The sequence below is a fragment of the Flavobacterium sp. 245 genome, assembly GCF_004362055.1.
Taxonomy (GTDB): Bacteria; Bacteroidota; Bacteroidia; order Flavobacteriales; family Flavobacteriaceae; genus Flavobacterium.
In genome coordinates this window covers 90,236-108,235 of record NZ_SNXB01000005.1, presented here as the reverse complement: position 1 = coordinate 108,235, position 18,000 = coordinate 90,236, and the positions used below count along the sequence as shown (strand labels likewise).

The 18,000-nt window shown below is 32.8% G+C and carries 15 protein-coding genes; 7 read left to right on the top strand and 8 right to left on the bottom strand.

Going from position 1 to position 18,000, the window contains the following annotated elements; genetic code table 11:
• Positions 1-27: 27 nt before the first annotated feature.
• The 7 genes from EV145_RS11360 (at position 28) to EV145_RS11330 (ending at position 9,266) form a co-directional block, all read left to right on the top strand.
• The gene (locus tag EV145_RS11360; RefSeq protein WP_133525341.1) at positions 28-1,620 is read left to right on the top strand and encodes a RagB/SusD family nutrient uptake outer membrane protein; all 1,593 of its coding nucleotides are present in this window, start codon (positions 28-30) and stop codon (positions 1,618-1,620) included.
• Positions 1,621-1,750: 130 nt separating this feature from the next.
• Positions 1,751-2,845 carry an endo-1,4-beta-xylanase gene (locus EV145_RS11355; RefSeq protein WP_133525340.1) on the top strand — a complete coding sequence of 365 codons (1,095 nt, stop codon included), beginning with the start codon at positions 1,751-1,753 and terminating at the stop codon, positions 2,843-2,845.
• A gap of 180 nt (positions 2,846-3,025) precedes the next feature.
• Positions 3,026-3,925, top strand: coding sequence for a PKD domain-containing protein (locus EV145_RS11350; RefSeq protein ID WP_133525339.1), 900 nt, complete (start codon positions 3,026-3,028; stop codon positions 3,923-3,925).
• A 161-nt stretch (positions 3,926-4,086) separates the two neighbouring features.
• Entirely contained in the window at positions 4,087-5,505 is a 1,419-nt protein-coding gene (locus EV145_RS11345; protein WP_133525338.1) for a hypothetical protein, read from the top strand.
• A 355-nt stretch (positions 5,506-5,860) separates the two neighbouring features.
• Positions 5,861-7,669: a glycoside hydrolase family 2 protein gene (locus tag EV145_RS11340; protein WP_133525337.1), complete on the top strand. Its 1,809-nt coding sequence runs from the start codon at positions 5,861-5,863 to the stop codon at positions 7,667-7,669.
• Between the two features lie 289 nt (positions 7,670-7,958).
• On the top strand, positions 7,959-8,588 hold the full coding sequence (locus tag EV145_RS11335) for an MgtC/SapB family protein (protein ID WP_133525336.1): 630 nt from the start codon (positions 7,959-7,961) through the stop codon (positions 8,586-8,588).
• Between the two features lie 93 nt (positions 8,589-8,681).
• Positions 8,682-9,266: a nucleosidase gene (locus EV145_RS11330; RefSeq protein ID WP_133525335.1), complete on the top strand. Its 585-nt coding sequence runs from the start codon at positions 8,682-8,684 to the stop codon at positions 9,264-9,266.
• 41 nt (positions 9,267-9,307) lie between these two features.
• Here EV145_RS11330 and EV145_RS11325 read toward each other — a convergent pair whose 3' ends face one another.
• From EV145_RS11325 to EV145_RS11290, 8 genes are all read right to left on the bottom strand, one after another.
• Positions 9,308-10,147 (bottom strand): DUF4249 family protein, encoded by an 840-nt coding sequence (locus EV145_RS11325; protein ID WP_133525334.1) that lies wholly within the window; start codon positions 10,145-10,147, stop codon positions 9,308-9,310.
• Between the two features lie 4 nt (positions 10,148-10,151).
• Positions 10,152-12,770 carry a TonB-dependent receptor gene (locus EV145_RS11320; protein ID WP_133525333.1) on the bottom strand — a complete coding sequence of 873 codons (2,619 nt, stop codon included), beginning with the start codon at positions 12,768-12,770 and terminating at the stop codon, positions 10,152-10,154.
• A gap of 100 nt (positions 12,771-12,870) precedes the next feature.
• Positions 12,871-13,713: a FecR family protein gene (locus EV145_RS11315; protein ID WP_133525332.1), complete on the bottom strand. Its 843-nt coding sequence runs from the start codon at positions 13,711-13,713 to the stop codon at positions 12,871-12,873.
• Between the two features lie 12 nt (positions 13,714-13,725).
• On the bottom strand, positions 13,726-13,935 hold the full coding sequence (locus tag EV145_RS11310; RefSeq protein WP_133525331.1) for a hypothetical protein: 210 nt from the start codon (positions 13,933-13,935) through the stop codon (positions 13,726-13,728).
• Between the two features lie 46 nt (positions 13,936-13,981).
• Positions 13,982-14,503 carry an RNA polymerase sigma factor gene (locus EV145_RS11305; protein WP_133525330.1) on the bottom strand — a complete coding sequence of 174 codons (522 nt, stop codon included), beginning with the start codon at positions 14,501-14,503 and terminating at the stop codon, positions 13,982-13,984.
• A gap of 194 nt (positions 14,504-14,697) precedes the next feature.
• Positions 14,698-14,952: a hypothetical protein gene (locus EV145_RS11300; RefSeq protein WP_133525329.1), complete on the bottom strand. Its 255-nt coding sequence runs from the start codon at positions 14,950-14,952 to the stop codon at positions 14,698-14,700.
• 378 nt (positions 14,953-15,330) lie between these two features.
• Complete coding sequence (locus tag EV145_RS11295; protein WP_133525328.1) at positions 15,331-15,954, bottom strand: response regulator transcription factor; 624 nt, start codon at positions 15,952-15,954, stop codon at positions 15,331-15,333.
• On the bottom strand, positions 15,951-17,819 hold the full coding sequence (locus EV145_RS11290; protein ID WP_133525327.1) for a 7TM-DISM domain-containing protein: 1,869 nt from the start codon (positions 17,817-17,819) through the stop codon (positions 15,951-15,953). The genes EV145_RS11295 and EV145_RS11290 overlap by 4 nt, the downstream gene beginning before the upstream one ends.
• Positions 17,820-18,000 lie beyond the last annotated feature (181 nt).

Sequence of the window (18,000 nt, the reverse complement as noted above, 5' to 3'; positions counted from 1 at the left end):
ATTCAATAAATAAAAAATAACAAGATCATGAAAAATATAAATTTTCTTTTTGTTTTGATTTTCGGACTTTCTTTGGGACTTACTTCGTGCGAAGATTTTCTGGAGGAAACAGTAAAAGATCAAGTTTCTGTAGATTATATCTACAATTCTCCAGCAGGTTTAGAAGTTGGGGTTAATGCACTTTACAATCAGATGCGTTACTACAATCTTCCATCTGGAGATAATAACGATTTATGGGCAAATGTTTTCTTTATGGTGGCCACTGATTTAGGATTACATAGAACTTGGAACACTCCTTACGGAACAGGGCATAATCCGCAATCTTTTACGGGTTCAAAATGGATTCAGGGTTATAGAATCATCGATAGATGTTCGGCGATTATCACATCGGCGAGATCTATAAAAATGGATGAAACTGCTAAGAAAAGATTGGTAGCACAGGCAAGAGTTATTAGAGGCGAATTGTATTTGGATCTAAAACAAATGTATGGCGGTATCCTGATCGATACGATTCCAACAACACCACAAAATATCAACGATCCAGTAGAATATAAAGTAGCAAGTGATGCAGACGTTTATAGATTAATTGATGCCGATTTGGATTACGCCATTGAAAATCTTCCTTTTAAAGTAGATCCAGGACGTTACGGACAAGGTGTTGCAAGACATATTCGAGGTAAAAGCGCTTTATGGCAACAAGACTGGGCAGGAGCAGCAGCACAATTTGATGCTATTATCAATAACGGAACTCATGGTTTAGTAGCCCTTGCTGATGTTTGGGGACAAAATGGAAATCATAAAGAATCACTTTTTACGTATCAAAAAGATTTTTTATTAGGTCCTGATGATAATTTAGCAGGAGGAGGCGGTTCTTGGCTGAGCAGCGTTTTTACACAAAGAACGTATGAATTGAATACAAGTGAACTCGTTCAAGATGTTGCTTACGGAGGCCAGGCTTTAGGATGGTTTTATCCAAATAATTATTTGAAATCACTTTATGATCAAGCAAACGACTTGAGATTTAAAACCTATTATTATTCCGATAATTATCAGGATTATAAAATCAATGTTCCAGGAAATCCAAAATTCGGTCAGCCGATTACCAATCCTGCTATTGCAGCACCAAACGGAAATTACAGAGCTTGGCACTGGAGTTTGAAAAAATACCACGATACAGAAAAACTGCCAATGACTTCAAATAGTTATAAAGATTATATGTATTACAGATTGGCTGAAACGTATTTATTAGCATCTGAAGCTTATCATAATTTAGGTAACGATACTAAAGCGCTAGCGTATTTGAATAAAGTTAGAAGAAGGGGTTATACAGGAAATCCTGAAAGCGCTGTAACTACTTTTGATTTAACAGCGTGGACATTAAATAACTATTTAGATGAATCAGCAAGAGAATTAGCATTTGAGAACAACAGATGGTTTCTGTTGAAAAGACTTGGACTTTTGGTAGAAAGACAAAATTTATATTTCCGTTCAAGTCCATCTGGAACTATCACTGGAGAAGTGCAGTTGAAAATGACTCCAGCAATGGTAAACATGCCAATTCCGCAGAGCCAGATTGATTTGATGGGAAAACCAGCAGGATTTAATGTAGGATATAATTAATTCATTTAAAACATATATGCATAAGTTTTTGTGAATTTAAATAAAAAGTAAGGTTAAGGTTAAAGTTAGTAATAAACCATCCGGGAGTTAGAATATCCTGATCTGACTTCCGGATTTAAAAAGAAAACACATGACAAGTAAACAATATATACTAGGAGCATTAACGGCTTTACTGTTTGCCTCTTGCAGCAACGACGAGAAAGTAGTTTTTATAAATGCCGATGAAGGCGATTCGGGGAATCCAAATCCGATTACGCAGACTTTAAAAGAAAAAGCAAAATTTAAAATCGGCGCTGCAGTTAAAATGAAAGATTTGCAAAATGAAGCCAATTTTAAAAATGCCGTTTTAAAACATTACAGTCAGATTACGGCCGAATTTGAAATGAAAATGGCAAGTATCTGGACATCGTCAACAGCTTATAATTTTACAGCAGCCGATTATTTAGTTGGTTTTGCCAAAGACAATAATCTGGAAGTGCACGGTCATACTTTGGTTTGGTACGATTCTTTTCCAGAATGGTTTAAAAATGCCAAATATGATTCTATTGCTTTCGAATCAAAAGTGAAAATTTACATTACCGATGTTGTAGGACGTTACAAAGGCAGAGTAAAAAGCTGGGATGTTGTCAACGAAGTTTTTGCAGATGGCGGTGCTATGCGAAATGAAACCGTAATTAATTCATTATTTAAAGACCCGATTGGTTTTTATGGAAGATGTTTCCGCTATGCAAAAGCAGTCGATCCGGATGCCAAATTGTTTTACAACGATTACAATGTAGTTCTGGATGCAGGAAAAAGAGCGTCTATAAAAAAAATGGTAACCAGATTCAAAGCCAACGGAGTTCCAATTGATGGTGTAGGAGATCAGTTTCACTATGCAACCGACACCAACAGACAAACCATGAAAACAGGTTTTACAGATATGGCTTCAACAGGATTGTTAATTCATATTTCAGAATTAGATATTAAGGTTAATACAAGCAAGTCTGATTCGTATGTCTTTACAGATGCTGAAGCACAAAAACAGTCAGAAACTTATAAATACATTACATCGATGTATGAAGAATTGCCTCAAAATCAAAAATTTGCCATCTCAACTTGGGGAGTAACCGACAAATATACTTGGCTAACAAGCTTTTGGCATTATAAAGAATATCCACTGCTACTAGATGCCGATTATAATAAAAAACCTGCTTATCAAGGATTTTTAGAGGGATTGAAGTAAAGATTTTAGAGAGAAAAGAAGCAAGAAGCAAGATTTTATGAGATGTCTTTTCTTTTTGTTCTTTTCTCTGAGTTAAGATGTAAAAAGGGAAGGAAGAAAGAAGATTGCTAGGAAGTCTTGCTTCTAGTCTCTTGCTTCTATAAATCTCTCAAAAAAAAATAACCAAAAAACATTGAAATCATGACCATAAAACTAAATCATATACCGAAATTAAGATGTTTCCTTTTAGTGCTTTTTGTAGGTTTGTTTTCCTGCGAAGATGATGTACGCGAAGTATATCTTTATAAAAAAGGAACAATAGAAGCAACTTCAACAAATACTTCTATTAAAGGAGGAGAAACGGTTACCTATACCGATTCGTCAACAAAAGTACGAGCTATAAAATGGACTTTTCAAGGCGGATCTCCTGGTGCTTCTATCGAACCAAGTGTTGAAGTAAAATATGCCAAGGCAGGAACTTTTACAACGACTTTAGAAATAACTCATGTTGATAATACAATTCAAAAGAAAACTTTTACAATTAATGTTGAAGCACCTCCAACGCCGCCAATTGTTATTCCGACTGATGCCCTTAAAATCTATTCTGAAAACCCTGATTTTACTAAAACAGCTCCTGTTTTAAACTGGGTTTCAAGTAATCAGTTTGTAATTAAAGAAGTTGCAACCGAAGGATATGAAGGTGCTTACAGAAATTTTTCTCTTCCGGTAACACCTCCTGCAGCAGAAGCTAAATGGGCAATGGCAATTCTGTCGTTTGTAAATTTCACAGATATTTCATCTTACACTTATATTAATATGGCAGTAAGAACAACCAGCACAGGAAAAATCCGATTCAGAATGAAAGATGCTTCTAATACGGGTTATGTAGAATTTGATGCCACAAGTAATTTGTACGGATTAAAAAGAGACGGTAGCTGGAACATGGTTAAAATCCCAATTGCGGAGTACAAAAAGCAAAATGTGGCATTAGACTTAACCAAAATCAAAGATATTTTAGTATTAAGAAGCGTTGATCCGGAAGATGTAAGAGCGCTGAACAATTACGTTTTTGATATTGATCATATCTATTTGTCGAAATAATTTTTTAAACACATAGGATAAAATTAGTCGCAGTTTTCAGTCTCAGTATTCAGTATTCAGTCTCAGTTCTCAATAGTGTTAAACTGAAAACTGCGACTGAATACTGAAAACTGAATACCGCGACCGAATACTAAAAAATACCTCTCAAAAAATAATTAAAAATGAATTTAAAGAAACATTCCATTTGCATATTGTTCTGTTTTATAAGTTTAATATCGTTGAATGCTCAGAATAAAATTACGTATCAAAAAGTCGAAGCCAGACAAAATGCATTAGATCCAAAATGGGTGTCTTATGATGCTAAAACAATTGATAAATTGCCTGGATTTAAGATAAAAAAGCAAGAATCAACTTCGATTTACGGCGGATCAAAAGTCTGGCAGAAAGAAGCAACAGGATTTTTTAGAACCGAAAAAATAGAGAATAGATGGTGGATTATTGATCCGGAAGGTTATCCATTTATTTACAAGGGAATTGCTGTTTTCAACGCAGGACGTTCTGTAAATCAGCAGAAAGCATTTGATAAAAAATTCGGAAGCAAAGAAAACTGGTTAAAACAAGAATCAAAATTACTTCGCGATAACGGTTTTAATGGTGTAGGAGCGTGGTCGAATGTTGACTTGGTACGAAGTGCCGAAAATCCGCTGATATATACTGTAATTATTTCGCCAATGGGAATGTATCATTCAGATCACATCAAAAAATACGGAGGAAAATACAAAGAATCCAGCTGGCAGAATTACCGTTTTGATTTGGTTATGGTTTTTGATAAAGAATTTGATTCTTACATCGAAAAATCGGTAAAAGAAGTTTCTCAATACAAAAATGATAAGTATTTGATGGGTTATTTTACAGATAATGAACTTCCTTGGTATAACGACGCATTAGATAAACATTTAACTTTATTGGCCAAAGATGAACAGGGTTACATAGCTGCAAAAGAATGGCTGGATAAACGAAAAGGTTTTAATGCTTCGATTTCTGATGTTACTCAGGAAGACCGAATGGCATTTACCGCTTTTTATTTTGAAACATATATGAAAAAGGTCACAGAAGCACTTCGAAAAGCAGATCCAAATCATCTTTATTTGGGATGTCGATTTAATCAGGATAAAGAACAGGAATTGACCAATCCTGAGATTTTTAAAGTAGCTGGAAAATACATGGATATTATTTCCATAAATCATTACAGAAAATGGGAACCTAGCCAGGATTTAATGAACAAATGGGGAGAATGGTCGGGAAAACCATTTTTAATTACAGAATGGTACACAAAAGGTGAAGATTCGGGATTGCCAAATAACACAGGTGCGGGATGGTTGGTTCGAACACAAAAAGAGAGGGGACTTTTTTATCAGAATTTCACTTTGGAATTATTGAAAAATAAAAATGCAGTTGGCTGGCATTGGTTCAAATATATGGATAACGATCCGCAGGATTTAAGTACTGATTATTCTAACCGTGATTCGAACAAAGGAGTTGTAAACAGTAATTTCGAGCCGTATCAGCCTTTGTTAAAAGAGATGAAAATAATCAATGATAATGCCTACGAACTGACACGTTATTTTGATAAAATGTAGCTTTTTTTTAAACACATAGAAACATAGATTTTTTAGACTTGAAAAAAGTGTACTAAAAGAAACTAGTTTCTAACACATAGCTAAACTTTGTTAGTAAAATCTGGCTATGTGCATTTAAACAAGTGAAACGCCTTTTACGCACAATGAAAATCCTATGTTTCTATGTGTTTAAAAAATCTTCTTAATCTGCGGGAGAAATTTCAGCTCGCAGATTTGGCAGATCAGCAGATGAAATAGGAGTTTAAAATATAGCTATGTGTATTTATGAAAGTGAAACACCTTTTTTCTGCACAAAGAAAATCTATGCTTCTATGTGTTTAAAAAAAATAATTGTAGATAATTAAAAATAAAAACTATGAAAAAAATTGTAATGCTGTGCTGTACTTTTCTACTAATAGGAAAAACAATGGCACAGGAAATTCCGTTGGTGTCTAATATTGCAGCTCGAAACAATATTACTTTAAACGGAAAGTGGAGTTATATTGTAGATCCTCTTGAAAACGGATATTATGATTATCGCCTAATGCCTTTTAAAAACAACGGATTTTTCGAAAATAAAAAATTCAATACTACTGAACTTTCAGAATATAACTTTGCGACTTCAGCTACTATGGATATTCCGTCAGACTGGAATTCGAAAGACGAAAGATTGTTTTTTTATGAAGGAACTGTTTGGTTTCAAAAAGACTTTACTTATAAAAAGACTTCTGCAACCAAAGGAATTCTTCATTTTGGAGCGGTGAATTATGATGCAAAGGTATATGTAAACGGAAAATTAGCTGGAACTCACGTTGGCGGTTATACTCCTTTTAATTTTGATGTAACCAATTTATTAGTTGACGGAAATAATTTTGTTGTAGTAAAAGTAGACAACAAACGCCATAAAGATAATGTTCCAACAGTCAATATGGATTGGTGGAATTATGGTGGAATTACTAGAGATGTTACTTTGGCACAGGTTCCAAATACTTATATTGAGGATTATTTGGTTCAATTAGACAAAAAAGAAAAAGGAAAAATTTCCGGCTGGATTAAGCTGAATAGTGAAACGGCAAATCAGTTGGTTTCGATTGCTATTCCCGAATTAAAAATCAAAAAAGATGTTACGAGTGACGCTAAAGGAATGGCTTATTTTGAAATAAAAGCAAATCCTGTTTTATGGACACCAGAAAAACCAAAATTATATGAAGTAGCGATAACCAAAGTAGATGAAAATATTGCTGATAAAATTGGTTTCAGAACTATTGAAACTAAAGGAAAAGAAATTCTGCTAAACGGAAAAAAGGTATTTTTAAGAGGAATCAGTATTCATGAAGAAGCACCATTTAGGTCAGGAAGAGCTTGGTCTGAGGAAGATGCGGTTACATTGTTGACTTGGGCAAAAGAAATGGGTTGTAATTATGTTCGCTTGGCGCATTATCCGCATAACGAAAATATGGTGAGACAAGCAGAAAAAATGGGATTGATGATTTGGTCAGAAGTTCCGGTTTACTGGACCATTTCATGGACAAATCCAGATACATACGCTAATGCCGAACGCCAATTGCATGATATGATTTATAGAGATAAAAACCGCTGTGGTATTGTAATTTGGTCAATAGCAAATGAAACGCCACACGGCGACGACAGGGATGTATTCCTAAGTAAATTAGCAAAATACGCTCGTACACAAGATAATTCTCGTTTAATAAGTATGGCCATGGAAGTGACTAAAAGTCCAAACAATGTTAATACACTTCACGATAATATGAATGAATACGTTGATATTGTGAGTTTTAATCAATATTTAGGATGGTACAGAGGAACTAACGAATCCTGTAAAGACATGAAATGGGTAATTCCGTATAATAAACCAGTTATTGTAAGCGAATTTGGCGGAGAAGCTTTGCAAGGTTTGCATGGCGATAAAAAAGAACGCTGGAACGAAGAATATCAGGAAGAATTATACATTCAAAATACACAGATGTTTAATCGTATTGAAGGTTTAGCAGGAGTTTCACCTTGGATTTTAGTTGATTTCAGATCACCAAGAAGACAATTGCCAAACATTCAGGATTTCTTTAATAGAAAAGGTTTAATTTCCAGCAACGGAATTAAAAAGAAAGCTTTTTATGTGATGAAAGATTGGTATGCTCAAAAAGAGAAAGAGTATAAGAATAATTAATGATAACTGTAATTAAATCTAACACATAGAAACATAGATTTAGAACGCTTAGAAAGGCGTTTCACTTGTTGAAAAAAAACATAGTTGGCTATGTGTTAGAAACTAGTTTCTTTTTAAACTCTTTTTGATAAATAAAAATCTATATTTCTATGTGTTGAATAAAAAATATGGATTACAGTCAACGATTTAAAAACAATTTAAGATAAAGTTCAAAACCTTCAGAATCGTTTAGATTTTGAAGGTTTTGTATTTTTTTGTGTAATTTTAACTAGAAAAATAAAGAAATTGCATGGAAATAGAAATTGTAATCAGGCTTCTTTTAGCGGCATTTTGGGGAGCCTTAATTGGCGCTGAAAGGGAATATAGAGGAAAAGCTGCAGGTCTTCGAACTACAATAATGATTTCTGTAGGAGCCTGTTTCTTTACATTCATGTCAGAATGGATTGGCGGACCTGGAAACCCAGACAGAATTGCTTCTAATATCGTAACGGGTTTGGGTTTTTTATGTGCTGGAGTGATTTTTAGGTCTGATAATCATGTTACCGGAATTACAACAGCAGCAACAATATGGTCGGTTGCGGCCGTGAGTATGGGAGTAGGAGCGGGTTATTATTTTGCATCGGCATGCGCTGCGGTAATGATTCTCTTGATTTTAACGCTTCTTACATTTCTTCAAGACAAGATTGACCTCAGCAACGAACATAAAATCCTTCGTATTACATTTAATCGCAATAATGATGGATATGAAAGATGCAAAAGATTATTTTCTGACCACTCAATAAAATCAAAATTGGTGGTGCAGCGCCGCAATCTGGATCATATTACTTTAGAATGGCAGGTCCATGCTTCTAAACATGCAATGGAATCTTTATCGGCAGCACTTTTGCAAGATCCAATTTTTGAAGAATTGGTGTTGTGATGAAGAATTTAAAATTCGACAAAAAGAGTCTTTCATAGAAAGGAGATTGCTTAATTTTAAACGTATTTTTGCGGACTGAAATCAAAATCACTGATGATAAAAATTAACCAAACAGCGTCATTTGCTCTTGAAGATATATTGTTCTGTTTTGCTCTAGAATGTGAAGCAGCAGCAGTTTTTGAAGGACATAATGTCGTATTCACCGGAATTGGAAAAGTAAATGCAGCTTATGAATTGTCAAAAGCAATTCAAAATAAAAAGCCTTCTGTAATTATAAATCTTGGTTCAGCAGGAAGCAGTTGTTTTCAAAAAGGTGAAGTTGTTTGCTGTACACAATTTGTACAAAGAGATATGGATGTTCGCGGTTTGGGTTTTGCTCTGTACGAAACACCTTTATCTGGTTTGCCTCCCGTTCTTCAATATGGTTTGTTAATGGATAATTTAGAGGAAGGCATTTGCGGCACCGGCGATAATTTTGAAATGGGTCATTGCTCAGATGCGTATAATGTGGTTGATATGGAAGGATATGCTTTAGCCATGATTGCAATGAAAGAAAATATTCCTTTTGTATGTCTTAAATACATTTCTGATGGTGCCGATGACAATGCAGCCGAAGATTGGACTGTTCAGGTTCACAAAGCAGCAATTGCTTATGGCAAACTTTTAGGATTGATCTAAAAAAACAAACCCCTTAACATGATTGTTAAGGGGTTTGTTTTTTATTTCATTAAATAATCTACTTTTTCACCTTCGCAAAGTCTGAAATAACCTAAAGCAAAGTCATTGCTATTACTTGTATTGATAATGTTTCCTCTAATGTTTGCAGGTGATGCAGCAAATGGATTTGCGCTTGATGCCTCAAAAATTAAATTCATATAGTTATAAAAATTTTTAGAAATTCCTTTATGCAAAATTTTTACCGTTTTCCCTGGTTTTAAATCTACATCAGAGAATTCATCTTTTATTTCGTTGCCGTTATAAAAATTATCATTTGAAATTATATAATAAGGAACTTTTAGAAAATCAGTTGTAAAATAGGTTAGGTAAAAATTCTCCTGATCTGCCGGATCGCTGTAAAAAATGGAAAGCACCAATAAGTCAGGGCCTGTTATATCTGGCATATATCTTTGTTCTATTTTACTAATTGGCGTTGTCGGAATAAGTTTTTCAACGGCAGTAAAACTTTTTCCTTCAGCCTCAACAAAAAGAGAATATTCCATGTTAAGAACCGGTACAAAATTGCTGCAAACATAGGACCCCGGATCAGTTTCTGTAAAAGTAAAAACCGTGCCTTCACTGTTTACCACTCTTACCTGAGCTCCTGATACTTTTGGTGTACTAGTATTGTAGTAAGGCGCCATTTTACTAATTTTTATAGTTTGCACACTTCCATCAGTACCTTTGTTCCAAAGGATTTCGGCATCAATCACTATTTTAGCTTCACCTGTTTCAAGGTCAAGATTTACCACTTCCTCACAAGAAGATAATAATAGAACAAAAAGAAGACTAAATACGGTTAGTAATTTATTTTTAAAATTATTTTTTGCTGCTTTATTCATATTATTAAAATTTAAAATTATAAGAAACACCAGGAACCAATCCGTAAATTGATAGTTTTTTGGTTTCGTTTATTCCTGTGTCATCATTTGTTGAAAATGTTATTGAAGCGGCATTTTTTCGGTTGTAGATATTATAGATGCTAAAAACCCAATAGCTTTGCCATCCTTTCTTTTTGTCTGGTTTAGGTGTATAAGTTGCCGCTAAATCTAAGTGATGGTAAAGAGGGAGTCTGTTGCCATTTCTTTGTGAAAAATTGGGTATATTGAATCCGTCAAATTCATAATAACCATTTGCATACGTTACCGGCTGTCCTGATTGCAACGTAAAATTAGCGTTATACGACCATTTTGGGCTATATTGATAAGTACCTACAACATTTAAATTATGCAATTTGTCATAACCGGATAAATACCATTCTCCGTTTGCAATTCCCGGTTCTTGAGCGGTTCTTCCGGGAGTTTTTTGCTCTGCTCTCGATAAGGTATAAGAAACCCAGCCATTAAATCGTCCTGTGTTTTTTCTAAATAATAATTCCATACCGTAAGATCTGGCTTTACCACTCAGGATTACTTGTTCTATATTATTGTTTGCCAATATATCAGCGCCGTCAACATAATCAATACGATTTTGGATTTTTTTATAAAACAATTCTCCTTCAAAAGAATAATCACGATCTTTAAAATTGCTAAAATAACCTAGTGCAAATTGATCGAGTAGTTGAGGTTTCATAAAAGGGCCACTTGGTGTCCAGATATTCATTGGCAATGGTGATTGTGTGTTAGATAACATATGAATATATTGTGTCATTCTGTTATAACTTGCCTTGATAGATGTTTCTTCGTTAAAAGAGTACGACAATGCCGCACGCGGTTCAAAATTGTCAAATTTACTTATCGTCTCACCACTTTTGTAAGATATACTTCCTGTTGGAGTTCCTTTTTGATAAATGTTGTATAACGGATTGTAAACTACAGAATTTCCATTCTCATAGGTGCTAATTTCTTCACTTCCTAAACGATAGAACAAACTGTAGCGAAGTCCGTATCTAAGATTTAATTTTTCTGTTATCTGATGCTCAAAGTCGATGTAAGCAGAAGATTCAAAAGCATATTTTTTGTCTAGTTGCTGGTAATTGTATTGCGAATTTGTACCAGTTGGCTGTACCGTACCAGGATTAAAATTATAAAAAATGCCTTCAACTCCGTAGTTCATTTTAAAATTTGAAGTGAGAATATGACTCCAATTGTATTTTAAACCATACGTTTGAATCATATTTTTCCATTTGAAATCTTGAATTATCAAGTCAAGATTAAATTTATAATCACTATAAAAAACAGATAAGTTGGTATCTAAATTATCTGCGAATTTATGTTTCCAGCTTAAAATCCCCATAGTATTTCCAAAATCCATATCAATTTGATCAGCAAAGTAAATTCGATCATTTCCTAAATAACCTGAAAAGCTAAGCGAGTTGTTGGCATCAAAACGATAATTTAATTTAGCATTAAGATCATAAAATCTAATAGAGGTTTTAAGATCAGATAATTTTAAAAACATATGCGCATAAGAAGTACGTCCGCCAATTATAAATGAACCCTTTCCTTTCTTTATTGGGCCTTGTACCAAAAGACGACTTGAAATTAGGCCAATTCCTCCGTTAACTTTATAATCGTCAAAATCGCCTGTTTGTTGGTTTACGTCGAGAACAGAAGAAACTCTTCCTCCAAATTTAGAAGGAATTCCGCCTTTGTATAAATCTAAGCTACTAATCATATCAGCATTAAAAATAGAGAAGAAACCAAACATATGCGAATCACCAAAGACCGGAGCGCCATCCAGTAAAACCAGGTTTTGATCTGCCGCGCCTCCGCGTACATTAAAGCCAGATGAGGCTTCTCCTGCATTGGTAACTCCAGGCAATGTCAATAATGATTTTAAAGGATCTGGTTCTCCCATTGCGGCTGGAATTCTCTTGATATCTTCCATAGAAAGCTTATTGACGCTCATTTGGGTATTTCTTGTATCGACAGCCTTAGAGCCTGTAACAATTACTTCGCCTAATTCCTCGCTGTCAGATTCAATGTTGAAATTGATTGTGACATCATCAGAAATAGTAATTTGCTTTTCCTTATTCTTAAAACCAACATAGCTGATAGAAACGGTATAATTCCCGTTCGGGATTTCAATGCTGTATCGTCCATTTACATCGGTTACGGTGCCAGTTTGTAATTCATTAATATAAATGTTGGCACCAATAACGGGTTGTCTTTCATCATCAAAAATCTGTCCTTTTAGCTTGCTTTTTTTTTTAGCCGATTTCTGATTTTGAGACTTTGGCTTCACAAAAATATTATTGCCCGCAATTGAGAATTGTACAGTTGAAGTTTTGTTTAATTCTGAAATAAGTTTTTCAATTTCGACTTGCTTAAAAGTACTTTTCTTCGTAAAATACTTTTGGCTGGTGTCGATTTGATCTGTAAAAGCAAATTTAAAATCCGTTTGGTTTTCAATTTGTTTGAAGAACTCTTTTAAGGTTGTATTTTGATCTACAGTTACAGTAATCTTTTGGGCAGAGACACATAGACTGAATAAAAAAAAGCATGCTGAAATTATATGCTTCATGAAATTTTGTATTTTTGAATATTATTAAATGGAATAACCTCGTGTTATCCTGATTATAAGGAGGATGTGTAGTTTCGCGGCTTGCATCCTTTTTTCTTTTCTATTGAAAAGTAATCTGTTTTAAATCTTCATTTATTTCAAAGTTTAGGTTATACATTTCTGATATTAATTGTACAATTGTTTTTAAGTCTTCTTTTTTATTGATTCTGATTGTGATTTTTTGGTCTAAATTTTCTTTAGGAAGAATCACTTTGTAGCCATAATTTACTTCGATATAAGTGCTTAGAACACTTAGTTTTTCATTGTCAAAATCTATGAATCGGCTAAACTCGGCAACGGAAGCAAGTTCGTTTCCATATGTGAATTTTTCACCAGGTTTTAAAATCCATTTTTGATCTTTGCCTTTTACATTCATTTGAACGCTTCCTTCATAAAGTTCAACAGTAACTTCTTTTTTGTCTGATTCTTTCACAATAAAAGACGTTCCTAAAACAGTAGTTGTAGTTTCATTGCAGAAAACCTGAAATGGATGTTTTTTGTCTTTTGTAACTTTGAAATAAGCTTCACCAATAATTTCGATTTTTCTGTTCAAGGCAAAATTATTGCTATACGTAATTTTAGAATTTGGACTCAATTCGACTTTTGAATTATCTGGCAAGACAACATATTTTATTTTCTGAGTGGTATTTTCAATTACATTTTCAGCCAGAACGACATTTTCTAGTTGAGGTTTAGTATTGAAATAAAGTCCAGTTCCAATAAGAACGAATAACAAAACTGCCGCAGCTGCATAATAACGCCAAGGTTTCGTTTTCTTTTTCTTTTCAGCAAAAGTTTTTGAATGGAATTTTTCCCAAGAAGCTTCTTTCTCACTTTCTGAATGCGAAGCTGGAGTTTCGTTCCATAACTTTTTAAACTCTTCGTCAAAGTTTTCTTTATCCATGATTTCTCGGTATTAAATTATTTGGCAATGAAATCCCTGTTTGTTAAAAACACCATAAACCATCTCCTTGATGTCTCGGTTGGTTTCGATTCGCAGAATTTTTTCACGATTTTCTGAATCAAATTTTATGATACAATCAGAAATAGTGAACTGCAAAAGAGCTACAAGTAAGCTTGCGTCTTTTTTAGTTTTTACATTTGTTTTGTATGCTTCGATATGCATTTTATGTTCTCGTTTTTATAGATAACAAACGAGAAAGGAAAAGTTCCTAATGCTCTGCGATTTTTTTTCGAATAAATTTGCTGGCGAGATAAATGTGATTGGCAATTGTCTTTTCAGAAAGGTCTGTGATTTCTGCAATCTCTTTATAACTAAGATTTTCCAGTTTATGTAAAGTAAATATTTTTTGTTGCTGTTCCGGAAGCTGATTTATGAAAGCGTATAATTTTTCTTTTCGGTCCTCAAAAATTCCAGAATCTGTTTCTTCCTCTAGAATGTCAACTGGAAAAGCATCAAGCTGAACAATTTTGTTTTCTCTGTTGATATGATTGAGAATGATGTTTTTGCAAATGGTAAATAATTGTTTGTCAAACAAAACATCTTCATTGAGCAATTCTCTTTTATTGTAAAGTCGTAAAAAAGTTTCCTGAACAAAATCATCGGGAGTTAAAACCGAAGAGTTGAATCGTTTGGCAATGCTTATCAGTTTGTCATAGTAATTGAAATACACCTCTTTGAAGGAGTCTTCATTACCTTTTTTTAAACTTAAAATAAACTTTTGATTGTCCATAACGAAAATATAGCAACTAGTTTTTTTAACTAGTTTAAACTCATTGGTCTCAATATTATTGCAGTCAAAAATGAACTTATCTCCATTATGAATGTAATAAGTTACAAAGTACCGGATTTAAATTTTATATTTTGACGCGATTATGGGAAAATGTTACAGTATTTAGGATATTCTTTTGTAGAGATTCAAGTTTATTATTCAAGCTCTAAATTATCAGCAGCAGAAATTTGATCCAATATATTGGTTTGGTTGGGAGAAATATAGTTTTTTACTTCTCCAGTATTTTCTTTTTTAAAAAGAAGATCTAATGCATTGTATAGTTTTAATAAAACATCTTTGTCGGCTTTTTCAATTTCTAAAGCCGTATTAAAATTAAAAACATAATTATTAGAATTACGTACTTCTACTTTTATTGTTTTTGATGTGATTTTAAATTTAACTATATCCATATGTTATAAATTACTTTATTGTGCAAAGATGCTAATTTAATAAAGATCCTCAGATAATAAAAAGCTAATTTCAAATAAAAAAACCTTAAATATTTCTGTTTAAGGGTTTTGCCTTTTGTAGCGAGAGAGGAGTTGGGGTCGTGACCTCAGGCATATGAAAATTGAAATTTGCTCCTGTTTAATTTGTAAATGCTTGACTTTTAGTTTTTTTAGTGTTTTGAAAAAAATGAGTTTTAAAGTATTTTTTAACTTTTTCTCACTCGAGATTGATCTTCATAATTGTTAAAATGCCAGATATAATGTTTTAATCTATCAAGCAGAGAAACCAAATAGTTGTAAGCTTAGATAACCCCATCCAAAAAGGCTTGAGTATTTTTCTTAAAAAATGTATCCTAAACTTTTAGCCTTATTGAGAAGCATAACAATAGAATTTACTTCTAATTTTCGCATGCAATTTTTTCGATGTGTTACCACTGTATATTCGCTTAAAAAAAGCTTATTCGCGATTTCTTTTGACGATTTTCCTTGAGCAATTAGGGAAATAATTTCTATTTCACGAGTACTCAAATGAATTTTATCGTTTTTAAAACTGCTTTTTTCACCTTCTAAAGAAGGGAAAAAAACGGTATTGCTTTTGATTGTATTGATTGCAACAATAAGATCTGCTATCTCGAAATTTTTAGACAGATACCCCTTCACTCCAATAGTTTTAAGATTTTTTATTAGTTCAATATTATCATATTGGCTAACCATTAATATTGAAATATCAGGATATAATTCAATAATCTTTTTGGCGGCTTCAATACCATTTAATTCAGGCATATTAATATCAATAATTGCAAGATCAATTGTATTATGTTGTAAAAACTGCAATAGTTGTATGCCATCATTTACCTCACCAATTATTTCGCCTAAATTGTTGGTCGAAATAATATGACTAATTCCTGAAATAATTAACTTATGGTCATCGGCAATAACCATTTTGTAATTCGATACTGTCATAGTACTGGAATTTCTATTATAATTGAAGTGCCTTTTTTGTTACTATCCAAAGTTATTATTCCTTTTAGGAATTCTACTCTCGATTTCATGTTTTCTAGACCAATACTTTTGAATTCATTGGAAAGATCGAAACCAATCCCATTATCTTCTATGATAAGCAAAAGAATATTATTCTCAAAAATCAACTGTATCGAGATCTTTGAAGCCATGGAATGTTTCAGCGCATTGGTATAAGCTTCCTTAATAATTCTAATTAGCTGTGATTGAATTTCAGGACGAAATACGTCCGTATCTTTAAGGTTGCTAAATAATTCAAATTCAACGTTTTTAACGTTTTTTCTATAAAATAAAACTTGATTTTCAATAGTAGCCATAAAATTAGAATTGAATTCTGTGGGCTTCATAAAATGACTCAAATCTCTTACTTTCTCGTATAGTATTTTTACGTTTTCAAGTATGCTTTCCTGATGTTGAGCAGTTATTGTACTACTTGATAAATGATTCTCTAGCTGTAGTCGAAGTCCGGTTATATCACTACCAATTTCGTCATGAATGTTTCTTGCTAACCGCTCTTGCTCTTCGGATTCAATTGTCAGCATTTTTTTAGATAATTCATCATTTTTTCTAATCTCGGTAATTATTTTTAAAGCGGCTTTTTCTTTGTCTAACTTGAATTTGTAAATAAAGAATATGGTAAGCAATGATATTTCGATTACGGAACCATTAATTAAATTTCCGGGTCTAAATATTGGCAAACTGGCTAAATTTAAGGTGTTCAATAAATATCCTGCAAAACCGTAGAACATAAACAGAAATGATAAGCCAAAGAGCATAAAAAAATTAATTTTAAATCGGATGCCAATAATGATTGATACCAATATAAAACCAATAATTATATAAATCATAAAATTGATAAAACCATTTACAAAGTGAATAAAATAATTATTTTGATGAAATAAAAAACCACTGACCAAGAGTAAAATAGCACTTGCCAATAAGGTGTAATTTAACCAATTCAAAATCCTATTGACTTTTGCAAAATTCTTGGGCAACTCTACAAAAATTTGAAAAACTTTAGCGTAAAAAAAGATCGACAATGCAATATAAAAATCTTTATTAATGTAGCTCCAAAATTCAAAAAAAGCATTTGGAATTTCAAATGAATCAAAATGAAAATCAGATAATTGGAATAATACAATAAAAAAACCGTAGAAAATATTGTACAAATAAATTCGTTTTCGTAAAATCACAAACAAACAAAAATTGATAAATAATGTCAATAATAAGACTCCAAAATATTTACCCATTAAGTAACTAAATTCTAATTCATAAGTTAAAAATTGTTCGACTGTTTCAATAGCAGTAGGAAAGTATATGTTTTTATTGACCGTTGGAGTTACTTTGACAAACAAAATTTTGCTTTGCTTGGGGTCTAAATAAAAGGGAAATGAAATACTTCTAACTGGATAAGGACGTTTGCCAAGGCTTTCATGCATTGATGATTCGTCAAGAAGTATCAATTGGTTATTTTTAAATTCATAGAGCGAAAATGACAATCCGTTGTTTTTAAAGCTCCAAAGAAATTTTTGGTTTTTGCCAGTACTGTTTTGTACAGCAACAGCCAACCAATAACTACATGTCGAAATTCCAGAGCTAAAAGCCTTGTCTAGTTGAGGATTCTGAAATTTGCCAGCCCTGAAATTTTGAATTACTGCTGTAGTTGAATACGAATTGCAATCTTCCAAATACTGATAATAATGTGATAAATGATGAACATCATTGTTGTACACATACGTTTTCAAAGGCGCTGCCTGAAAAAATCCGGCTGAAAAAAGAAGGAAAAACAAAAAAACTTGTCTGGTCATAAACAAATTTAAACATTTTTTATAATGTAGTAATACCCTAAAACAGGTATTATTTTCCAGTTAATTTAATATTTTATTTGTTAAAATTATATTTAAAATTTAAAGTATTTCCAAAAATAACAAACTATTAGATAAACTCAAAAAATACTCCTTTTGGAGTATTTTTTGGTATTGATACTTA

Bases quoted from the DNA above. Each gene is read 5' to 3' on its own strand.
- EV145_RS11360 (WP_133525341.1), top strand. From the start codon at position 28: ATGAAAAATATAAATTTTCTTTTTGTTTTGATTTTCGGACTTTCTTTG.
- EV145_RS11355 (WP_133525340.1), top strand. From the start codon at position 1,751: ATGACAAGTAAACAATATATACTAGGAGCATTAACGGCTTTACTGTTT.
- EV145_RS11350 (WP_133525339.1), top strand. From the start codon at position 3,026: ATGACCATAAAACTAAATCATATACCGAAATTAAGATGTTTCCTTTTA.
- EV145_RS11345 (WP_133525338.1), top strand. From the start codon at position 4,087: ATGAATTTAAAGAAACATTCCATTTGCATATTGTTCTGTTTTATAAGT.
- EV145_RS11340 (WP_133525337.1), top strand. From the start codon at position 5,861: ATGAAAAAAATTGTAATGCTGTGCTGTACTTTTCTACTAATAGGAAAA.
- EV145_RS11335 (WP_133525336.1), top strand. From the start codon at position 7,959: ATGGAAATAGAAATTGTAATCAGGCTTCTTTTAGCGGCATTTTGGGGA.
- EV145_RS11330 (WP_133525335.1), top strand. From the start codon at position 8,682: ATGATAAAAATTAACCAAACAGCGTCATTTGCTCTTGAAGATATATTG.
- EV145_RS11325 (WP_133525334.1), bottom strand. From the start codon at position 10,147: ATGAATAAAGCAGCAAAAAATAATTTTAAAAATAAATTACTAACCGTA.
- EV145_RS11320 (WP_133525333.1), bottom strand. From the start codon at position 12,770: ATGAAGCATATAATTTCAGCATGCTTTTTTTTATTCAGTCTATGTGTC.
- EV145_RS11315 (WP_133525332.1), bottom strand. From the start codon at position 13,713: ATGGATAAAGAAAACTTTGACGAAGAGTTTAAAAAGTTATGGAACGAA.
- EV145_RS11310 (WP_133525331.1), bottom strand. From the start codon at position 13,935: ATGCATATCGAAGCATACAAAACAAATGTAAAAACTAAAAAAGACGCA.
- EV145_RS11305 (WP_133525330.1), bottom strand. From the start codon at position 14,503: ATGGACAATCAAAAGTTTATTTTAAGTTTAAAAAAAGGTAATGAAGAC.
- EV145_RS11300 (WP_133525329.1), bottom strand. From the start codon at position 14,952: ATGGATATAGTTAAATTTAAAATCACATCAAAAACAATAAAAGTAGAA.
- EV145_RS11295 (WP_133525328.1), bottom strand. From the start codon at position 15,954: ATGACAGTATCGAATTACAAAATGGTTATTGCCGATGACCATAAGTTA.
- EV145_RS11290 (WP_133525327.1), bottom strand. From the start codon at position 17,819: ATGACCAGACAAGTTTTTTTGTTTTTCCTTCTTTTTTCAGCCGGATTT.